The organism is Pontibacillus yanchengensis Y32 (assembly GCF_000770635.1).
GTDB lineage: Bacteria > Bacillota > Bacilli > Bacillales > BH030062 > Pontibacillus > Pontibacillus yanchengensis.
In genome coordinates this window covers 58,609-77,379 of the sequence record NZ_AVBF01000001.1, presented here as the reverse complement: position 1 = coordinate 77,379, position 18,771 = coordinate 58,609, and the positions used below count along the sequence as shown (strand labels likewise).

Genomic DNA, 18,771 nt, shown 5'->3' with positions numbered 1-18,771 from the left:
AAGTGCTCATTTTACTTCATCTTTCTTTGATAATAAACAATATTGAAACCTGTTTTAGTACCATTGCAGAAAGGAATATGTATAAAAGATATATTCACCTATAAAAGGTGAATTGAATGGGTGGTTGCCAAGAACCAAGGATTCTTCAATACTTCCTTGTTATACTTAAGAGGAGTTTCCTCATTAGCTACCTCTACTTTACCACCTGCTAATTCAACAATAGACTGTCCAGCAGCAGTGTCCCATTCCATTGTTGGAGCGTAGCGTGGGTAGAAATCAGCTTTTCCTTCCGCAACTAAACAGAGCTTTAGGGAGCTGCCAGCAGAAACCGTTTCTACTTTTTCATATACTTTTTCTAAGTCCTTAATAAAAGCTGCCGTTTCTTCAGACATATGGGAACGGCTCGCAACCACCTTAGCTACATGTCCATCAGGTAGAGCAATTGGTAGTTTCATAGCCTCTGCTTGGCTTGCTTCCTTATTAAGTACGCTGGCTACTTTATAAGCTCCTTTTTCTTCGTCTGCAACATACAACTCACCAAGAGCTGGAGCATAAACAACTCCGCTTACAGGTTTACCATCACGAATAAAAGCAATATTGACAGTAAATTCACCATTTTTCTTAATGAATTCTTTTGTACCATCTAGAGGATCTACCAACCAGAACTCCTTCCATTCTTTGCGCTCTTCATAGGTAAGTTGATTTCCTTCTTCACTAAGGATAGGTATATTAGGAAAGTGTTGTTTTAAATTTTTTTCAATCACAGCGTGTGCTTTTTGGTCGGCTTCTGTTAATGGAGATTCATCTTCTTTGTATTCCACATTGAAATCTTTCTCATAAATACTCATAATTTCTTGACCTGCTTCTATTGCTGCTTTAATGACATTTTTCATTGGGATAATGCCTCCAACCTAATTAGATTACATTTTAGTTTAATACTTTTTTTATTATTTCAATAACCCTATTTTGATCTTCCACTGACATATTTGTTCCAGATGGTAAACAAATTCCTCGTGCGAAAAGATCCTCAGAAACAATTTGAGAATCATGGGGGAAAAACATACTTTGTTCATAAGCGGGCTGCATATGTAAAGGTTTCCATACAGGTCGAGCTTCTATGTTTTCTTCAGCTAAAGCACCAATAATGTCACTTGGGTTCACTTGTAATTTTTCTCTGTCTATTAAACAAGCTGTTAGCCAACGATTAGAAAAGGTGCCCTCTAATTCAGGCATAAATTCTATACCCTCAATATGATTTAATCCTTCAACATACCTATTAAATATACTACGTTTTTGCTCCACTCGTAGATCAAGCACCTCTAACTGACCTCTTCCTACACCCGCAAGAATATTACTCATTCGATAATTATATCCATAAGTACTATGTTGATAATGCAAAGCATTATCCCTAGCCTGTGCTGCAAGGAATCTGGATTGTTTTATGGCTTCTTCATCATTTGAAACAAGCATTCCCCCTCCAGATGTAGTGATTATCTTGTTTCCGTTAAAGGAATATATTCCAAAATGCCCAAAAGATCCACTTTTTTGCCCTTTATAAGAAGAACCTAATGATTCAGCAGCATCTTCTATTACTGGTACCTCATATTGTTCACATATATCTAAAATTTCATCTAATTTCGCACTCTGCCCGTAAAGATTAACTACAATAACTGCTTTAGGTAGTTCACCTTTTTTATATGAATCATCGAAGGCATTTTTCAAGGCAACAGGAGAGATATTCCACGTTTCAGGTTCGGAGTCTATGAAAATTGGTTCAGCTGCTTGGTACATAATTGGATTAGCACTTGCAACAAAAGTTAAGGTAGAACAAAAAACTTTATCCCCTTCTTGTACTCCTAATAACCGTAAGGCTAAATGTATTGCCGCAGTACCAGAACTTAGTGCAGAAGCAGCATTTACTCCAGCATAGTTTGCTAATTCTTCTTCAAACTTATTTACATTAGGCCCTAAAGGAGCAATCCAATTAGAATCAAAAGCTTCTTGCACATAAAGTTGCTCATTTCCTCCCATATGAGGTGATGATAGATAAAGTTTCTGCTTAGAGTTAGAACTGTTTTTTTCCAATTGCTCACATCCTTTCTTCTTAATTTAACATCAATATCAGTAGCTATATGTAAGTTATTTAAAGATGGTCTTCCATATATAATAGATGTCATTTTTCAAAGAGTAGTTATAAATATATTGTTTGTTTAATTTTACTTTATGAGGATATATCACATAATCGTTATAATACTGAGAATCTGTTTGATTAGCGAGTATCTCCTCTTCATCTCTATAGTACAGTGTAGCAGGGCCTGTAATACCTGGTCTAATACTTAAAACCACTCTATCATTACCAGCTAATCCATCAGCATATCCAGGAACATCTGGTCTAGGGCCAACAAAACTCATTTGTCCTACTAATACATTTAGTAATTGAGGTAATTCATCTATTTTTAGCTTCCTAAATACTTTACCGCTTGTTGTTATCCTTACATCATTCGAAGTTGTTACAGTACTATCCAGCTTATCTATTTTTTTCATGGTCTTAATTTTAATAACAGAAAAACGGTTCCCCCATCTTCCTACTCTTTTCTGTATAAAAAAACCGTTACTTTTAGTATCAATACAAGCAATTAAAAAGGCACCAATAATCAACCAACTAAATAAAATTAATCCAGTAAATGAAACAGTGATATCAAAAACCCTTTTTAAAAAACGTTTCTTAAGTGATAATTCATGTTTCATAATTATGTTTCTCCATACTATCTGCTACTATTGTGTTCACTTTTTCTAGTTTTTTATTTTCCCTAAGTTTTGTGATCCCTTTCCCAACACTGTGATTATTAATGTCTTCAGTTATCTTAAATAAAGTAGAGTCTTGGTAACTAACCCCCATAAATTCACATATATCTTTAATATATTTCTCAGGTTCTGCGGTTAAATTTTCATAATAAACCATGTAGACTTGTTCTTCAGGGATTTTAGTAAAAGAATTTGTTGCTTTATCTACAGATTCTTTCCATTGGAATGCGCAAACCTCTTCTAAAGAATAACTTTTAAGTTTATCTTCCATCCCAGAAAATTTTGGCCCCCAATAAGCTAACCTATTATTATTTGAAAAGATTTTATATAATCTGTTTATAAAATAATTAAAACCGTAATATGGCAAATCAGTTTTGGGAACAAATTTAAGCTTTTTGGAAAGGTAAGATGGTTCTAGAGAAGCCGTCCACCTTTTTTTAGCTGACTCAACTACGTCTCTCCCATCCCTGACTATATGTATAAACTTTGCATTTGGAAATATTTCATATAGAAAGTCCACCCTTAAGGAGTTGGCACATGTCTTTTCTATCAAATGAGTTGTATGAGAATTATTTCCCATCTCATCAAATTTCTTATGAATATATTTCTTAACCTTTTCAGTTGCCATGTCAGAAGTGAATTCATCATTAGGATAAGAAACGTTATAATGGCGCCATATATAATTTATTTCATCACAAGGCCAAGTTTTCACACCAGAAATCTTTGTAAGCGTATCCCTCAACATGTTTGTCCCGGATCTTCCAGCACCTATAATAATAACCGGTATATACGACATTTTTTCACCTCATAATGCATTTATTTTTTTATATACATGAAAATGTTGCTTGGTTATTTCGCTAATATCAAAATTCTTTTCAATAAACTGCCTTCCTCTGTTACCAAATTCTTGGCGTAGCCTTGAGGAATTTAATAGTTTCAAAATAGATTCAGCTAGTAGCTCACTGTTTTTAATAGGAACTAAGTAGCCAGTTTCATTATTAAGAACTGCTTCCTTACAACCTGGAGCATTTGTGGTTACAACAGGTATAGCACATGCAGATGCTTCTAAGATAGTTCTTGGCACTCCTTCTCTATATGAAGGTAATACTAGTATATCTGTTTCTTTTAATACTTGTTCCATATCTACGAATCCTAAATAATTTATTATACTTTTTTCTTGAGCATCATAAACATATCTTTTATCAACTGCATCAGGGTGTATATCATCAAATTCTCCAGCAAGATTGAAGGTTACATTAGGATGGGTGTCCTTAAGTATTTTTGAAGCTTCTATGTATTCTTTTACACCTTTTTGCCATAATAACCTCCCTACCATTATTACATTTATTTTTGAATTATTTTTAGCTAGAGGTGAGTATTTTTCAATATCAACTCCTGAACTGATTATCAATGATGAGTTGTTATCAAACACCCATTTTTTGTCTAAGAACATTTTATAGTCATCTCTATTTTGAAAAATAGTTCGATCAGCTTTTGATAAGAGTAGTTTGTATCCCAGGGAGCTTACTCTCTTTAGAAATCCTCCCTTAATAAATGAATGCCCCAAACCCGTTACTGTATTTACAATTTTTGCTTTATTGTGAAAAAATGTTGCAATAGTTCCGAAAAGTATCGGTTTGGCATGAAAATGGTGAATTAAGCTAGGTTTGTGTTTCATATAGATTTTTATTAAATCAAAAAGAGCTTTTAAATCCTTCCCTATCGATAATCCACCTCTGTTAAAATTGACTTCTTCAAATTCAGCTCCTAACTCAATTAATTTTGTAGAATGATGATCTTTTGATGTAGCTACGACTACCCTCCACCCCATATTAATGAATTCCTTGATAATTCTCTCTCTTGAATTAGTTAATGCAAATCCTCTATTAGCTACGAATATCACAATTTTTTTTGTTCTCATAAAACCTCCTAAGCCTAAATGTTTAGCTATTTAAACATTATAATTATCATATAGCTTTTCAAAATCCTCAACGACTTTAGATATTTCAAATTTCTCTAAAACTCTTTGCCTAGCTAATTTTCCATCATTTTTAACTTCATAAGAAGATTTGTTAATAAAATTAATTATTGCATTTCCTAAAGAAACATAGTCCTTTGGAGGTACTGTATATTCTTCATTATTTACTATATAACTAGAATCACCGACATCAGTAACGATACATGGAGTTTCACATGCCATTGCTTCCCCAATTACATTCGAAAAACCCTCTCCAGATGAAGAAGAGACTAAAACATCAGAAGATTGCATCAAATGTAGTACATCGTTTCTTCTTCCAAGTAATTTAACTCTATCTGATAGTTTATTTGACTCTATCATCTTTAACAGCTCGGTATTATTTGAATCAATATCTTTACCACACAAAGTTAATTCAAAGGAATACCCTTTATCCATTACATACTTCAATGAACTTAATAGATTGCTATAATCTTTAAGTTTATTCCACCTTCCCACGTGAATAATTTTTGTAATTTTAGGGTCTAACATATTTTTTTCACTCTTATTAAAAGCATTTAAGTCAGGTAAATAAAAACCATTTGGTATAACTAAAAAGTTATTAGCATTATAACCAATATTAATATGCTCCCTCATACCATTTTCTGAACAACTTATTATTTTATTTGGTATTTTAGATAACATCTTATTAATTTTCACTATTAAAACTGTTGTAAACTTATTCTCTTTAAAGTCAGTGTTATTATGTCTAATACCCCAAAATAAAACTTTTTTCCTGAAAAACTTCGCTAGAAACACTGAAAATAAATCAGCATGATACATCCATGATTGAATTAAATCTGCTTTTTTTGTAATCTTATAAGCTCTAAAGATTTCAAATGGAAATAAAAGTTTTTTTTGTAAATCAAGAGTGAATACAGGGATACCTAAATTTTCTATTTTTTCTCCGTAAAATCCCTTACCAGTGAGAGAAATTACGGTTATATTATATTTATCTAAATTTATGTTATTAAGGAGCTTAAATAGCATAGTTTCAGCTCCACCTTTATCCAATCCAGATATAACATGTGTAATATTTATCTTCACTAATCATCCACCACTCTTTTTGTAATTCCTCTATTAAAAATATATAATATTACTGATAAAATAAGTGCACCTATAGCAACGAAGAAGATTTGTTTCTCAAAGGAAAAAATAGTTCCCATGGAATTTCTATGTATATAAAATGTCCAGTAAGTACCCATCAATAATGCTACTGTATTTATAAGACTAATATCTGATTGAAGCATGGTATTGAATAAAGCAATTCCTATGTTATAAATTAGGATAAAAATTACAATCCCAAAAAATCCTTTTATAGCATAACCTTCAGCCCAAAAATTGTATGCCATCCCATAATCAGCATTAGGAAATAATGTAGTTTGGAACTTCTCATTAAAAATTCCAGAGTTAAAGCCAAAAATAGAAATAGGAATAGGTATAAAATTTACTAATAATATTAATACATAATTTAAATCTAGATTAAAATTCGTCTGAACAATCGTCTCTAAGATTAATTGTCTGCCAAATGGTTCACTATTAGAGAAGCTTCTTTCTATGTTCTCCCATTTAAACAAATTGCTTACTACGGAATTAATTCCACCTTGATTAAAAGATCCATATATGATTTTCCCCATAAAAGAAATATAAATGAAACATAAAATTAAGAAAATCTTTTTCACACTTACTTGCTGTATTATTGGTTTTGAACCATTTCTATAGAAGTGAAATAATATAATAGACATTACAGCTAATATAATAGAAGTTCTATTTCCTATTAGTAAGTTAACTATTAAAAATAAAGTGAAAACGATTATATAGCTTTTCCTTTTTGTAATTACAGAATGTATTAACCCTAGACTGGCAGTAACTCCCCATAATAGAAAAGAATATGATAGTTGATCCCTAATTTCTTTTTTTTCACTCTTAAAAAGCCCTTCTGCACCAATCAATGTTAAAAATATAAATAATCCAGAAAAGAGTAATAAGCTTGTTAAAAAAAAATGTTGCCCTTCTATTTTTTTAAATATACTTTTTTTCACTTTAACTTTATCAAATAAAAGAGCGGAAATTATTAATGAACTTAACAAAATCGTCATTATAATATAAGTGGAGCTAGAAAGAGAAATTTTATCCCCATAAATGGTATAAACAAAACCAAAGTAAGCCGGTAAAAAATACACTAAAGAGCTAAAATATGCTAGTGAAAATAAATCAAACCTTCTTTTACAAAGTAAGAAGAAGAGAGTTCCTATAATCGAAGTAAATATGAAGATAATTTGCAATTTACTCCCTCCTACTAAATGGTAAATAATATATTCTGTATCCAAGTTTCTTATTTGAGTGATAAGTTAATGTTAAATCCCTAATTATTGAGGTAAGTGATGTAGCTATGGCTGCCCCTATCATTCCAAAAATTAATATTAGGAATACATTCAAAATAACATTCAAACATAACACAGCTATTAATACTTTTTGAACCAAGCTTTGACTACCGGTCATATTTAATAATTGATAATTAAATCCTGTAACTGAATTTATCAATTGAGAGAAACATAATACTATTAAAACATATTTACCACTCGTGTATTCAGATCCAAAAATGTTCAAGAAAAAACCTGAAAAAAGTATAATAATTACTAACACAGGTGTAGAAGAAACAAACAATATCTTAGAAGAAAATTGAATAATTTCTTTCAAATTCTGATACTCGGAATTCCAATATAGCTCAGAAATTTTAGGAGCTATAATGTTATTTATAGCAATTAAAAAGAAGCTAGTTAGTAACGAAATTCTTAAAGCCACATTGTAGATTCCCACCTCCTCTGGACCTAAGAAAGCGCCTAACATTAATGTATCTGTCCAAAATAGCATTAAATGAGTAGCTGATGAAATCATCATTGGTAAAGAAATATTTAAAATATCTTTAGAAGAGGGAGAATAATTATTTAATGTTTTATAATTATTAGTTTTTTTTGAAAAAAAGCTATCTTTATAAAGATAAATAAAACTAACAATTGAAACTAATATTGCAGATATAATAACACTGGCAGCTACCTCATAATTTATGATCCCAAAGTTAACTATCGATAATAAGAGTAGTATTATTAAAACTAATACTCGAAAATAAACGCTCTCAAACATAAGTGAAGTACTAACTTTTTTTAATCCACGATAAATAAATGTAGTGTACCTATTAAACACATAAAATGGTAAAGTGAAACATATAATATATACCAACGATACATTTCCATCAAAAAACGTAACAGCAATTGGTACATTAAAAAATACAAGTAAAGTTGTAATACTTAATGTACCAATAAAGCCTAAAAATAATATCTTTTTCACAAAATATATCAACTCAACGTTTGATGATTGTTTCTTGTAATTAGATATATATCTTATGCTTCCATTTCCTGTTCCTAACATGGATAATATGGTAAATATATTAAGAAATGTAATTATTAAGTTAAATATCCCCATTTGAGAAGCGCCATATCTTTGTGCTATATACCATATAAGTAAATAATTTATAAGGAAAGCAAAGATTTTTATTAAGATGCCATAGACAGCACCACTCATAATCTCTTTATTATGTTTACGTTTTAACACATTCATATTATTATTTAATACTTTAGTTATCATTTGATTATCCTCATTGCTAAAAGAAGTTTTCTAAAGAATTGAAAAAACTACGTTAAGCCCTTGCTTTTCAAGATTTATTTCCCACATCTTTTCTTTTTTCTTTAAGTTATATTTTGCAATCCTAGTTGGTAAGTGACGACTACTTTTCAACTTATCAATATTTCCATTTAGCCACTGAGTATAATCTTTTTGCTTTGTTGGTCGCAATCGAGAAAAACCTACTATCACAGTCTCTTCATCAACTACCTTTAATCCACGACACCAGCCTAAAGCTTTAAAAGTGGTAATAAAGCTTTCTTCTAATTTATTTAAATCATAATCTTCATAAGTATGAGTTACTGTATCATATTTAACAATATGGCCATTAACAGTGGTATAATAAATGAAATTTTTGTATGCAATACCATCATGCATTCCTTCGATATTTATTTTAGCCTTATTATTATTATGAATATTTATTGCATCTTTTTGTTTAAACCTGGTAACCCAATAATGATTATCTAATATTGTTACATAATTGGGATGAGAAGTATGTGGTTTAGTTGAAGGAATTTTTCTATAGTCAACATCACTATTATAAGTTTCAACATCATCGTGCACCGGCCATTGAGCTAATAATTCACCTTCATATGAAAATTCCATTAGCAAGTCTAATCCAGTATTCACCACTAAGTAATTTCCATTCTTGGTCATTCTAACATGGTGTAGATCATTAAATGATTTGTGTGAAAAGTAATTTACTTTCTCAAGTGTTTCAGCATGTAAAGTCATAACCTCTGTTGTTGTACAAACGTGTATATAATCACCTTGTAATGTGCCCGCTTTAAAAACTATTGAAATTTCTTCTTTTGGAATTACATCTTTAGGTGACGAATAATTATAATCATTAACAACTTCTATTCTTTCTACATCTAATTCTAATATTCTTGCAACTTCATATTTATTGTAACCTTGTAAAGAGTGGGCTTGTTTTTTTTGTATAGCACCAGTAACAAATATAGTATTCATAACTATCCACCTTCTAGAATTAATATGTTCATAAAAAATTTTTTAACAATTTACTATCAAATTAATTAAAATAATAATACATTATAATCTCCATAAACTTATGTTATCTGGATAATTTTTATGATCTAATTTTCCTTTAATGTCCACAACTATACCTCTACCATGCTTTAATAAGTATTCAAACTGCCCCCAACCTTGCTTAAGGTATTCATCATGAGGAACAGCCATTACCACAGCATCTGCCGGTCTAAGTTCATTATAGTGAATTAAATCAATATTATATTCCTCATAAGCCTCTATTGGATTCGCTAAAGCATCAGTAACCTGTACTTCTACTCCAAAGTCTTCTAGTTCTCTAATGATATCAATCACCCTAGAATTTCTAAGGTCCGGAACATTCTCTTTGAATGTTAGACCCATTACAGTTACTCTAGCACCTTGAATTGGAAGGTTCCTATGAATCATTTGTTTTACTAAGGAAGTTGCTATATATTTACCCATGTTATCATTAATTCTTCTACCCGCTAGAATTACCTGAGGATGATATCCTATACTCTCTGCTTTATGAGTTAAATAATATGGATCAACTCCTATACAGTGACCACCTACTAGTCCAGGACTAAACGGCAAGAAGTTCCATTTAGTTCTGGCAGCTCTTAATACATCGTTTGTATCAATGTCCAGACGGTCAAATATCATTGCCAGTTCATTCATCAAGGAAATATTTAAATCTCTTTGTGTATTTTCAATTACTTTGGCAGCTTCTGCTACTTTAATTGATTCTGCTCTATGTACACCTGCTTCAACTACACCACTATATACTTCTGCTATATCATTTGTTATCTTTTCACTTTGTCCTGCAACCACTTTCGTGATTTTTGTAAAAGTGTGCTCCTTATCGCCAGGGTTGATCCTTTCAGGGGAATACCCCACAAAGAAATCTTCACCTGCTTTTAAGCCTGAATGCTCTTCTAACACTGGAACACATACTTCTTCGGTAGCTCCTGGATACACAGTAGATTCATAAACAACAGTTGTTCCAGGTTGTAAATGTTTCCCTAACGTTTCAGAGGCCTTGATAACAGGTGTTAAATCCGGCTGTTTATTTTCAGTTATTGGAGTTGGAACAGCAACAATAATAAAGTTGGTTTCCTCCAATTTCGAAGGGTCGCTAGTGAATTCAATATTTGCTTCTTGAAGATCTTTCGGTTCTATCTCATTAGTAAAATCAACACCCTCATTTAGTGTATTAATACGCTCTTCATTAATATCAAAGCCTATAATCTTTTCTGTTTTACCAAATGCAACGGCTACGGGAAGCCCTACATATCCTAAACCAACTACTGCAATATTATTAGCCATGTATTGTATTCTCCTTATAATAATCTAGGTACCAGTCAATAAAGTTATTGATGCCTTCTTTTATAGTTGTTTGTGGTCTAAAATTAACTGCATTAAATAAATCCTCCACATCAGCATACGTTTGAGGAACATCTCCTGCTTGTAAAGGTAAGAATTCTTTCTTTGCTTCAGTTCCAAGTTTTTGTTCTATTTCATAAATGAAATCCATTAATTTTACAGGCGAATTATTACCAATATTATATACTTTGTATGATGCGTAACTCGTCCCTGGATCTGGTGCATCTCCTGACCAATCTTCATTTGGTTCAGGTGGTTGATTGGTCAATCTTGTAATACTTTCTACAATATCATCAATATAAGTGAAGTCACGCATCATATCACCATTGTTAAAAACCTTAATAGGTTCACCATTCATAATTGCCTTTGTAAATAAGAATAATGCCATGTCTGGCCTACCCCATGGGCCATAAACAGTGAAAAACCGAAGCCCAGTTGTTGGTAAATTATACAAATGACTATAGGTATGTGCCATTAACTCGTTCGATTTTTTAGTAGCTGCATAGAGGCTAACTGGATGGTCGATATTATCATGAACTGAAAATGGCAATTTTGTGTTGGCTCCGTACACAGAACTGGAAGATGCATAGATCAAATGTTTGATATCATGATGTCTACATCCTTCTAATACATTAATAAACCCTACTACGTTTGCATCTATATAGGCATGAGGGTTTTCAAGGCTGTACCTTACTCCTGCTTGAGCTGCAAGGTTAATAACAATACTAGGCTTATGTTCTTGGAATACATTTTCCATTTCCGCCTTATCCTCTAAAGATACTTTTTCAAAATAAAAGTTTTCCTTGTCAATTTTGTTTAGTCTATCCTCTTTAAGGGAAGGGTCGTAATAATCGTTTAGGTTATCAATTCCTATTACTGTATGTCCTTCTTTTAATAATCTACTACTTACATGAGAGCCAATAAAACCGGCTGCACCTGTGACTAATATTTTCTCCATATACATTCTCCTCTATTTTGCATAACTGAAGTTATCCATAGTTTCATTGTTTGCTAGAGATAGTACATAATATCTTAATTGATCTAATTGAAAAGACTCATGATGATCAATTAAGTATTCAACATACTCATCCTTAATCTCAACTGGCTTACCAATGAAAATCTTTGGAAATATTGGTTTGTCATATACCTCATTATTATTAAGCAACTCTTCATACAATTTCTCTCCTGGTCTAACTCCAGCAAATTCTATAGATATATCGTCTTCGGTGAATCCAGATAGATGTATTAAGTTACGAGCAAGGTCTACAATTTTCACAGATTCACCCATATCTAGCACAAAAATTTCTCCACCACGCGCTAAGGCACCTGCCTGCAAAACAAGTCTTGAAGCTTCCGGAATTGTCATAAAGTAACGTGTCATTTCTGGATGGGTTACGGTTACTGGTCCGCCACTTTCTATTTGCTTTTTAAATAATGGAATGACACTACCGCGACTGCCCAGTACATTTCCAAAACGCACTGCAACAAAGTTTGTGTCACTCACGCCATTCAATGATTGAATAATCATTTCAGCAATACGCTTACTTGCCCCCATCACATTAGGAGGGTTCACTGCTTTGTCGGATGAAATCAGTACAAAATTACGAACACCAAATGTGCTAGCTGCTTCTGCTATATTCTTTGTCCCCATTACATTATTCTTAACAGCTTCTTTAGGATTAGCTTCCATTAATGGAACATGTTTATGTGCTGCTGCATGATAGATATAAGAAGGACTAAACTCTCGGACCACATCAAACATACGTTCACGATCCTGCACATCTGCTATGACAGGAACAATACTGATATCTAAATCTAACTTTGATAACTCCATATGTATGGTATAAATGCTATTTTCACCGTGACCTAAAAGAACTAGACGATAAGGTTTGAATTTTACAATTTGCCTGCAAATTTCCGAACCTATTGATCCACCCGCACCTGTCACAAGAACCGTTTTTCCGTTAATTTCAGAAGAAATTGATTCCATATCTAATTCTACTGGTTCTCTTCCAAGAAGGTCTTCAATAGACACATCACGGACTTGGCTAGTGGAGACGTTTCCCATAGCTATATCTTCGATCATGGGTAGCGTTTGAACATTCTTTACAACTGCTTGTGCTTGTTGAATAACTTCTTTTCTACGATGAAGCTCTACTGAAGGCATCGCTATAACGATATGATCAATATTTCTGGCCTCAGCTATTGAGCTTAATTGGTGAGCACCTCCAAGAACCGGGATACCAGATATACTTAGCCCATGCATCGTCTCATCGTCATCCACAAAACCTATAAGCTGAGAATGTTCTTCCTTGTTATTTTTCATTTGTCGTGCAAGCATTTGTCCTGCTGAACCTGCTCCCACAATTAATGTTCTTTGAATATTTTCATTATTTTTTATTACATTTACTCTTTTTCCTTTTGGTCGAAAAGTAACACCATAAGTCTTATAGTATCTCCATGCGAAACGAACGCCACCTATTAACAGAATATGTAACATCCATGTCACTGTTAATGCTCTCTCATAAATCGCACCAATAGTTATGAGCTGAATTACAGCGGTAATTGCAATTGATGATGTCACTACAATAATAATACCTACCAGTTCTTCCATACTGGCATATCTCCACACTTTCCTGTACATGCCTAATAACCAAGAGAATAAATGATGACAAACAAGTAGAATAATTGATGACATTAATATAGTATTATCAAAGATAGCATAGTAAGGATTTAAAAAGAAATGCGACATATAGATAGAAAAGGAAACAATCATAGAATCTATGAAGATCAATAATGCCAATCGCTTACTAAAAGACATATATCCTCCCCCTTTCATGTTTTGTAATGTTGTTAGAATAATCCTAAAACGTTACGAATAGAAATTTATTGAAGGTTCCATTTTGATGGTGTGGTGTTGCAATGACCAAGTTATAGTTTACCTTCAATATAATAGAGCAGGTACACCCGTTATGAAAAAATAATCTTTCATCAACAATTGCTTAAAAAAGGCGAAGTGAGTAAAATCTAAACTCGCTTCGCCTTTATCACTCTATTATCTTTCTGGACAATCTCACCGTTCATGATTTCCTCTTCACTAATATGTAGCGAAATTTGTAGCATATACGTTTTTATTTACAGGACTGCTCTCTTTAATGATTGCAGGCATATAAGTTATTTAAATATGATTATTTTCTTTTAAATAATCCATTATTACTTCAACAGATTCCTTTAACTCCATTTCATCTGTTTCCACCGTTACTTCTGGTTGTTCTGGTTCATCATATGGTGCATCAATTCCTGTAAAACCTTTGATTTCCCCATCTCTCGCTTTTTGATAAAGCCCTTTTGGATCTCGCTTTTCGCATTCTTCCAAAGAACATTTCACAAAAACCTCAATGAAATCTCCATCTTCAAGTAGTTGCCTTACTTGATTACGGTCTTCCCTATAAGGAGAAATAAATGCTGTGAGTGTAACTAAACCTGCATCATTCAGTAAATTAGCTACCTCCCCAATACGTCGAATGTTCTCTTTACGATCTTCAGGACTAAATCCAAGGTTATTGTTAAGTCCATGGCGAATGTTATCCCCATCTAGACGATAAGCATGAACACCATGTTCAAATAATGCTTTTTCCAGTTCTACGGAAACTGTTGATTTTCCTGAACCAGAAAGTCCAGTAAACCAAATGACAGGGCTTTTATGATTTTTTTGTTTTTGGCGATCTTCTTTAGTAACTTTAGAATTATGCCAAGTAATATTAGTTGATTCCACTATGTAACACTCCTAAATATACTTTATATGTACAATCATTATCGTGGTTATCATAACTAATAGCGTTAGTGGAAAACCACTCTTTAAATAATCTTTAAAGGTATAGCCGCCTGGGCCATAGACAATTAGGTTGGTTTGATAACCTATAGGCGATAAGAAACTAGCAGAAGCTGCTATTGCTACTAACACCGCCATACCAATAGGCTCTATACCAACACTGGATGCTACTTCCAACCCAATTGGGAACATAATAACTGCAGCTGCATTATTTGTAATTAACTCCGTAAATATATTGGTCATCATATAAATTGAACCTAGAATTGCAATTACTCCTAAAGGAGCAAGTGAGTTAACTAGAGAGTTCCCTAGAAATTCTGCTGTTCCTGTTTCCTTAATAACACTCCCTATACCTAATGCACTTGCTATTAACAACAACACCTGAAATTGAACGGATTGTTTAGCTTGCCTAGGGGTAATGGCTTTAGTAACAATTAATACTCCTACGGTTATAACCATTGCCTTAAAAATAGAAATAACCTGAAATGTTACTAAGGCAATCATACTGAGGAGTAAAACGAGAGCAAACCAACCCTTATTTTCACTTTCATAAAACTTTTGCTCGTCGACAGGTGATGTAGTATAAAAATCACGATGGTCTTGGTGAGGGTCAAAATTTTCCCCTGTAACAAGTAATAATAGATCTCCTGCTTTTGGAACAATATCACCGATTTTCCCCTGTACTAGCTCATCATTTCGATGAACAGCAAGCACGGCTGCATTATACTTTTCACGAAAACGACTTTGCTTGATGGTTCTCCCTAACAAATACGATTGATGTGACACTACTGCTTCTACCAACGGAGATTCTTGTTGCTCTACGTCATCAATTGAAATATCTGTTCCAGTATCAAGAGTTAAACCTTTTCGTTTTTGCAAATCCGCAATTGTAGAAAGCATACCTGTAAATAAGAGCCTATCACCTTCGAGAATCATTGTTTCTCCCGTGACAGGAGAGATGCTTTTGTTCTCTCTAAGTATTTCAATGAGATATAATCCCTTTAAGTTTCTTAAACCAGCCTCTTCAACTGTCCGCCCCTTGGAGGGAAACTCATAGGTAACTGCCATTTCACTTAAGTAGTCTTTAGTGTTCATTTTCACCTTGTCAATTAAACTCTGATTATTTGGCAGAATTTTGGGTCCAAATAGGATTAAATAGATTACTCCTATAATAGTAACTGGTAATCCAACCCACGCTAGCTGAAAAAAGGTAAACCCTAAATCTCCCTCTTGCAATAGCAAACCATGGATAACTAGGTTTGTTGAAGTCCCCATTAAAGTGATAGTTCCTCCAATAATGGATGCATAAGACAAAGGAATTAAAAACTTAGAAGGTGAAATGTTGTTTTCAGCGGCCCATTTTTTAATAATGGGCGTAAGTGTAACTACGATTGGGGTATTATTTACAAAGGCAGAGAAACCCGAAATAGGAAGTAGCAATTTCATTAAAGCTCCTCTTTCAGAATTGGTATTAGCTAAAAATTTCCCTATCAACCTCTCAATCAGTCCACTTCTCTCAAAAACTCCCGCTACAATAAAAAGCAATGCGATTGTAAGCATCCCTTCATTAGAAAAACCAGATAGTGCTTGTTCTGTATCTACATAGCCCATCATCAGAAAAAAGAATAAAGTCCCAAATACCAACAAATCCGGTCGGGCTATCTCGAAGAATAGCCCGACCAACATTAGTAAGATAGCTATGATCACAATGATCATTTCAGCTGTCATGTAGTTGTCACCTCTAGTCCTGCTTCATACCTTTAATCAGTACGTCCGCTACTTCAGGACGGGAGAATTCTTTTGGAGGACGTTCTCCATTACGTAGCAATTCTCTAACTTTAGTTCCACTTAAATGAACATGGTTTTCTTTATCGTGAGGGCACGTTTTCGCAGATGCCATGTTCTCACATACAGTGCAATAAAATGCGTGTTCGAACTTGAAGATGGCAATGCCTAGTTCGTCTTCTACTGTTTCGATTAAACGCTGCGCATCATATGTGCCATAATAGTCGCCTACCCCAGCGTGATCACGACCAACAATAAAATGCGTGCAACCGTAGTTTTTACGAACTGTTGCGTGAAGAATTGCTTCACGTGGACCTGCGTAACGCATCGCAGCAGGGTAGATAACAAGACGTACACGACCTTCTACATAATAGTTATTAAGGATAGCTTGATAGCTTTCCATACGAACATCTGCTGGAATGTCATCAGACTTTGTTTCGCCAACAAGTGGGTTAAGAAGTAGACCATCTACCGCTTCTAGGGCTGTTTTTTGAATGTGCTCGTGTGCACGATGGACTGGGTTACGAGTTTGGAATCCTACTACTGTTTTCCAACCAAGATCAGCGAACAGTTGACGAGTTTCTGCTGGATCTAAATAGAAGTCAGAGAATTCGCCGTGATTAGGACGATTAATAAGAGTTATCGGGCCACCAAGATAAACATTTCCTTTGTCATATACCTTCTTCACACCAGGATGTGCTTCTTCTTTGGTACCGTACACTTTTTCTGCTTCGTTTTCTTTATCATACGTATATTTTTCTTCTACTATTAGCGTACCGTAAATGATGCCGTCTTCTCCTTGCAGTGCGATTTTTTCACCTAAGTCGAAGCGCTTTGCTTCTTTTTCGCTAACAGGAAGGGTAATTGGAATACTCCAAATCTCACCTGTTTTAAGGCGCATTTCTTCTACAACACGAGTGTAATCTTGTTCCTTCATAAAACCAGTAAGTGGACTGAATCCACCAATACCGATTAATTCAAGGTCAGAAACGGACCAATCGGAAATGGTTAACTTCTGAAGTGATTCCGCTTCTTCTCTAGCTTTTTGTGATTCATCTATTTGGTTTACAAGTGTACCACCATGGGGATTGGATTCGTTTGTTAATGTTTGTACCAATGTAATTACCTCCGTGAATATTGTTTAGTAAAAATTTAAAGTGCTAATGATTAGTCAAGATATTTCCTTTTTAAGACAATTGTGGTTTCAAGTCTTTTGTTAAAACTGCTGATAATCACCTAATGAATAAATACGATCACCTACTCACTCATTAGATATTTATCCCAATTTCCTATGTAAATTAAAAAAACAGGGCATTAAACCCTACCTCACACCCCACCGGTGACGACTTGCGTCTAAGGTGTCCAGCTTGTGCTGCACCCACAGTGTGGCCGAGTGCCTCCGTTGATAGAGGTTAGGAGACATCACCTTGTTGTTGATTCTTTGCACGTTCGATTCATTTGGATGTTGTTAGAATAATCCTAGTATTTTGCGTTTTTTGATTCGTTCTGGGACGTCCATGGCTAGGACTTTTCCTTCTACTAGTAGCTCTGCATTTTCACTGAAAGTGTATTTAGCTGAGATGCCATATTCTCTTTCAATTTCTTCGTAGGCTTCTCGCATGCAGAAATTACGGGTGGAGGTATTATGGGCATCAGACGAAATCAAGTGTGTTAAGTTGGCCTCTATAAGTTGGTGGGAGAACTTACGGATTTTTTTACCGAATTTCCCACAAACGCTGGCAGCAGTCACTTGGGTGAATGTGCCGTTTTTCACAAATATATAAAGTTGATCTGGATGTTGAATCAGTTCGCTATTGCGTTCTGGGTGGACAATGATTGGTTTGTATCCAGCTACTTGGATATCAAATAGCATTTGTCCGGTATATCGTGGTACGTGATCAGATGGCAGTTCGACAAAGACATAGCCGCTTGTTTCGTTGAGTGGTAGGATGTTTCCTTGTTGTAAGTCGGTTACCATGTCTCCGTTAATGCGTGTTTCTTGACCAGGAAGGATGGTAATGGGAACGTTGGCTTCTTCTAGTACTTGGTTGAGGTTGGAGACGGACTTTCGAATGGAATCAGGGTATGTAAGGTAGGTTCCATTTTGGTGATGTGGGGTAGCGATGATGGTATGGATTCCATCATTCATAGCGGCTTTCGCCATATTTTTACTTTCTTCTACATTTTGAGGGCCGTCATCCATATTAGGTAATATATGACTGTGGACATCTATCATTAGACCTACACACCTTTATCAAATTGA

General features: G+C 34.0%; 16 protein-coding genes. All 16 read right to left on the bottom strand.

Annotated features, from left to right (window positions below; translation table 11 throughout):
* Window positions 1-98: 98 nt before the first annotated feature.
* The 16 genes from cysQ to N782_RS00265 all read right to left on the bottom strand — a co-directional run bounded on the left by cysQ (window position 99) and on the right by N782_RS00265 (window position 18,744).
* A complete protein-coding gene (gene cysQ / locus N782_RS00340) occupies window positions 99-893 on the bottom strand; it encodes a 3'(2'),5'-bisphosphate nucleotidase CysQ (protein WP_036815079.1) in 795 nt (264 codons plus the stop codon).
* Between the two features lie 34 nt (window positions 894-927).
* Window positions 928-2,031 carry a DegT/DnrJ/EryC1/StrS family aminotransferase gene (locus tag N782_RS00335; RefSeq protein ID WP_052111082.1) on the bottom strand — a complete coding sequence of 368 codons (1,104 nt, stop codon included), beginning with the start codon at window positions 2,029-2,031 and terminating at the stop codon, window positions 928-930.
* Between the two features lie 108 nt (window positions 2,032-2,139).
* A complete protein-coding gene (locus tag N782_RS00330) occupies window positions 2,140-2,748 on the bottom strand; it encodes a sugar transferase (protein WP_036815073.1) in 609 nt (202 codons plus the stop codon).
* Complete coding sequence (locus tag N782_RS00325) at window positions 2,738-3,601, bottom strand: sulfotransferase family protein (protein ID WP_036815070.1); 864 nt, start codon at window positions 3,599-3,601, stop codon at window positions 2,738-2,740. The genes N782_RS00330 and N782_RS00325 overlap by 11 nt, the downstream gene beginning before the upstream one ends.
* A gap of 9 nt (window positions 3,602-3,610) precedes the next feature.
* Complete coding sequence (locus N782_RS00320) at window positions 3,611-4,726, bottom strand: glycosyltransferase family 4 protein (protein WP_036815067.1); 1,116 nt, start codon at window positions 4,724-4,726, stop codon at window positions 3,611-3,613.
* 30 nt (window positions 4,727-4,756) lie between these two features.
* Window positions 4,757-5,866 (bottom strand): glycosyltransferase, encoded by a 1,110-nt coding sequence (locus N782_RS00315; protein WP_052111068.1) that lies wholly within the window; start codon window positions 5,864-5,866, stop codon window positions 4,757-4,759.
* Complete coding sequence (locus N782_RS00310; RefSeq protein ID WP_036815064.1) at window positions 5,866-7,104, bottom strand: O-antigen polymerase; 1,239 nt, start codon at window positions 7,102-7,104, stop codon at window positions 5,866-5,868. The genes N782_RS00315 and N782_RS00310 overlap by 1 nt, the downstream gene beginning before the upstream one ends.
* Window position 7,105: 1 nt before the next feature.
* Window positions 7,106-8,464 (bottom strand): flippase, encoded by a 1,359-nt coding sequence (locus tag N782_RS00305; protein ID WP_036815062.1) that lies wholly within the window; start codon window positions 8,462-8,464, stop codon window positions 7,106-7,108.
* Window positions 8,465-8,494: 30 nt separating this feature from the next.
* The gene (locus N782_RS00300) at window positions 8,495-9,472 is read right to left on the bottom strand and encodes a hypothetical protein (protein WP_036815059.1); all 978 of its coding nucleotides are present in this window, start codon (window positions 9,470-9,472) and stop codon (window positions 8,495-8,497) included.
* Window positions 9,473-9,553: 81 nt separating this feature from the next.
* Window positions 9,554-10,834, bottom strand: a complete 1,281-nt coding sequence (locus N782_RS00295; protein WP_036815056.1) for a nucleotide sugar dehydrogenase — start codon at window positions 10,832-10,834, stop codon at window positions 9,554-9,556.
* Window positions 10,827-11,849 (bottom strand): NAD-dependent epimerase, encoded by a 1,023-nt coding sequence (locus tag N782_RS00290; protein WP_036815054.1) that lies wholly within the window; start codon window positions 11,847-11,849, stop codon window positions 10,827-10,829. The genes N782_RS00295 and N782_RS00290 overlap by 8 nt, the downstream gene beginning before the upstream one ends.
* 12 nt (window positions 11,850-11,861) lie before the next feature.
* Complete coding sequence (locus N782_RS00285; RefSeq protein WP_036815050.1) at window positions 11,862-13,712, bottom strand: polysaccharide biosynthesis protein; 1,851 nt, start codon at window positions 13,710-13,712, stop codon at window positions 11,862-11,864.
* Between the two features lie 357 nt (window positions 13,713-14,069).
* Entirely contained in the window at window positions 14,070-14,669 is a 600-nt protein-coding gene (gene cysC, locus N782_RS00280) for an adenylyl-sulfate kinase (RefSeq protein WP_036815046.1), read from the bottom strand.
* A 9-nt stretch (window positions 14,670-14,678) separates the two neighbouring features.
* Entirely contained in the window at window positions 14,679-16,451 is a 1,773-nt protein-coding gene (locus tag N782_RS00275) for an SLC13 family permease (protein ID WP_036815044.1), read from the bottom strand.
* Window positions 16,452-16,464: 13 nt separating this feature from the next.
* The gene (sat, locus tag N782_RS00270) at window positions 16,465-17,625 is read right to left on the bottom strand and encodes a sulfate adenylyltransferase (RefSeq protein ID WP_420805568.1); all 1,161 of its coding nucleotides are present in this window, start codon (window positions 17,623-17,625) and stop codon (window positions 16,465-16,467) included.
* A 351-nt stretch (window positions 17,626-17,976) separates the two neighbouring features.
* Window positions 17,977-18,744, bottom strand: a complete 768-nt coding sequence (locus tag N782_RS00265; RefSeq protein WP_036815041.1) for a tyrosine-protein phosphatase — start codon at window positions 18,742-18,744, stop codon at window positions 17,977-17,979.
* Window positions 18,745-18,771 lie beyond the last annotated feature (27 nt).

What these genes read in the sequence shown, in the direction of transcription:
- N782_RS00305 (WP_036815062.1), bottom strand. Translation starts at nt 8,464, where the DNA reads ATGATAACTAAAGTATTAAATAATAATATGAATGTGTTAAAACGTAAA.
- N782_RS00300 (WP_036815059.1), bottom strand. Translation starts at nt 9,472, where the DNA reads ATGAATACTATATTTGTTACTGGTGCTATACAAAAAAAACAAGCCCAC.
- N782_RS00290 (WP_036815054.1), bottom strand. Translation starts at nt 11,849, where the DNA reads ATGGAGAAAATATTAGTCACAGGTGCAGCCGGTTTTATTGGCTCTCAT.
- N782_RS00295 (WP_036815056.1), bottom strand. Translation starts at nt 10,834, where the DNA reads ATGGCTAATAATATTGCAGTAGTTGGTTTAGGATATGTAGGGCTTCCC.
- N782_RS00275 (WP_036815044.1), bottom strand. Translation starts at nt 16,451, where the DNA reads ATGACAGCTGAAATGATCATTGTGATCATAGCTATCTTACTAATGTTG.
- N782_RS00320 (WP_036815067.1), bottom strand. Translation starts at nt 4,726, where the DNA reads ATGAGAACAAAAAAAATTGTGATATTCGTAGCTAATAGAGGATTTGCA.
- cysQ (WP_036815079.1), bottom strand. Translation starts at nt 893, where the DNA reads ATGAAAAATGTCATTAAAGCAGCAATAGAAGCAGGTCAAGAAATTATG.
- N782_RS00285 (WP_036815050.1), bottom strand. Translation starts at nt 13,712, where the DNA reads ATGTCTTTTAGTAAGCGATTGGCATTATTGATCTTCATAGATTCTATG.
- N782_RS00330 (WP_036815073.1), bottom strand. Translation starts at nt 2,748, where the DNA reads ATGAAACATGAATTATCACTTAAGAAACGTTTTTTAAAAAGGGTTTTT.
- N782_RS00265 (WP_036815041.1), bottom strand. Translation starts at nt 18,744, where the DNA reads ATGATAGATGTCCACAGTCATATATTACCTAATATGGATGACGGCCCT.
- N782_RS00335 (WP_052111082.1), bottom strand. Translation starts at nt 2,031, where the DNA reads ATGGGAGGAAATGAGCAACTTTATGTGCAAGAAGCTTTTGATTCTAAT.
- N782_RS00325 (WP_036815070.1), bottom strand. Translation starts at nt 3,601, where the DNA reads ATGTCGTATATACCGGTTATTATTATAGGTGCTGGAAGATCCGGGACA.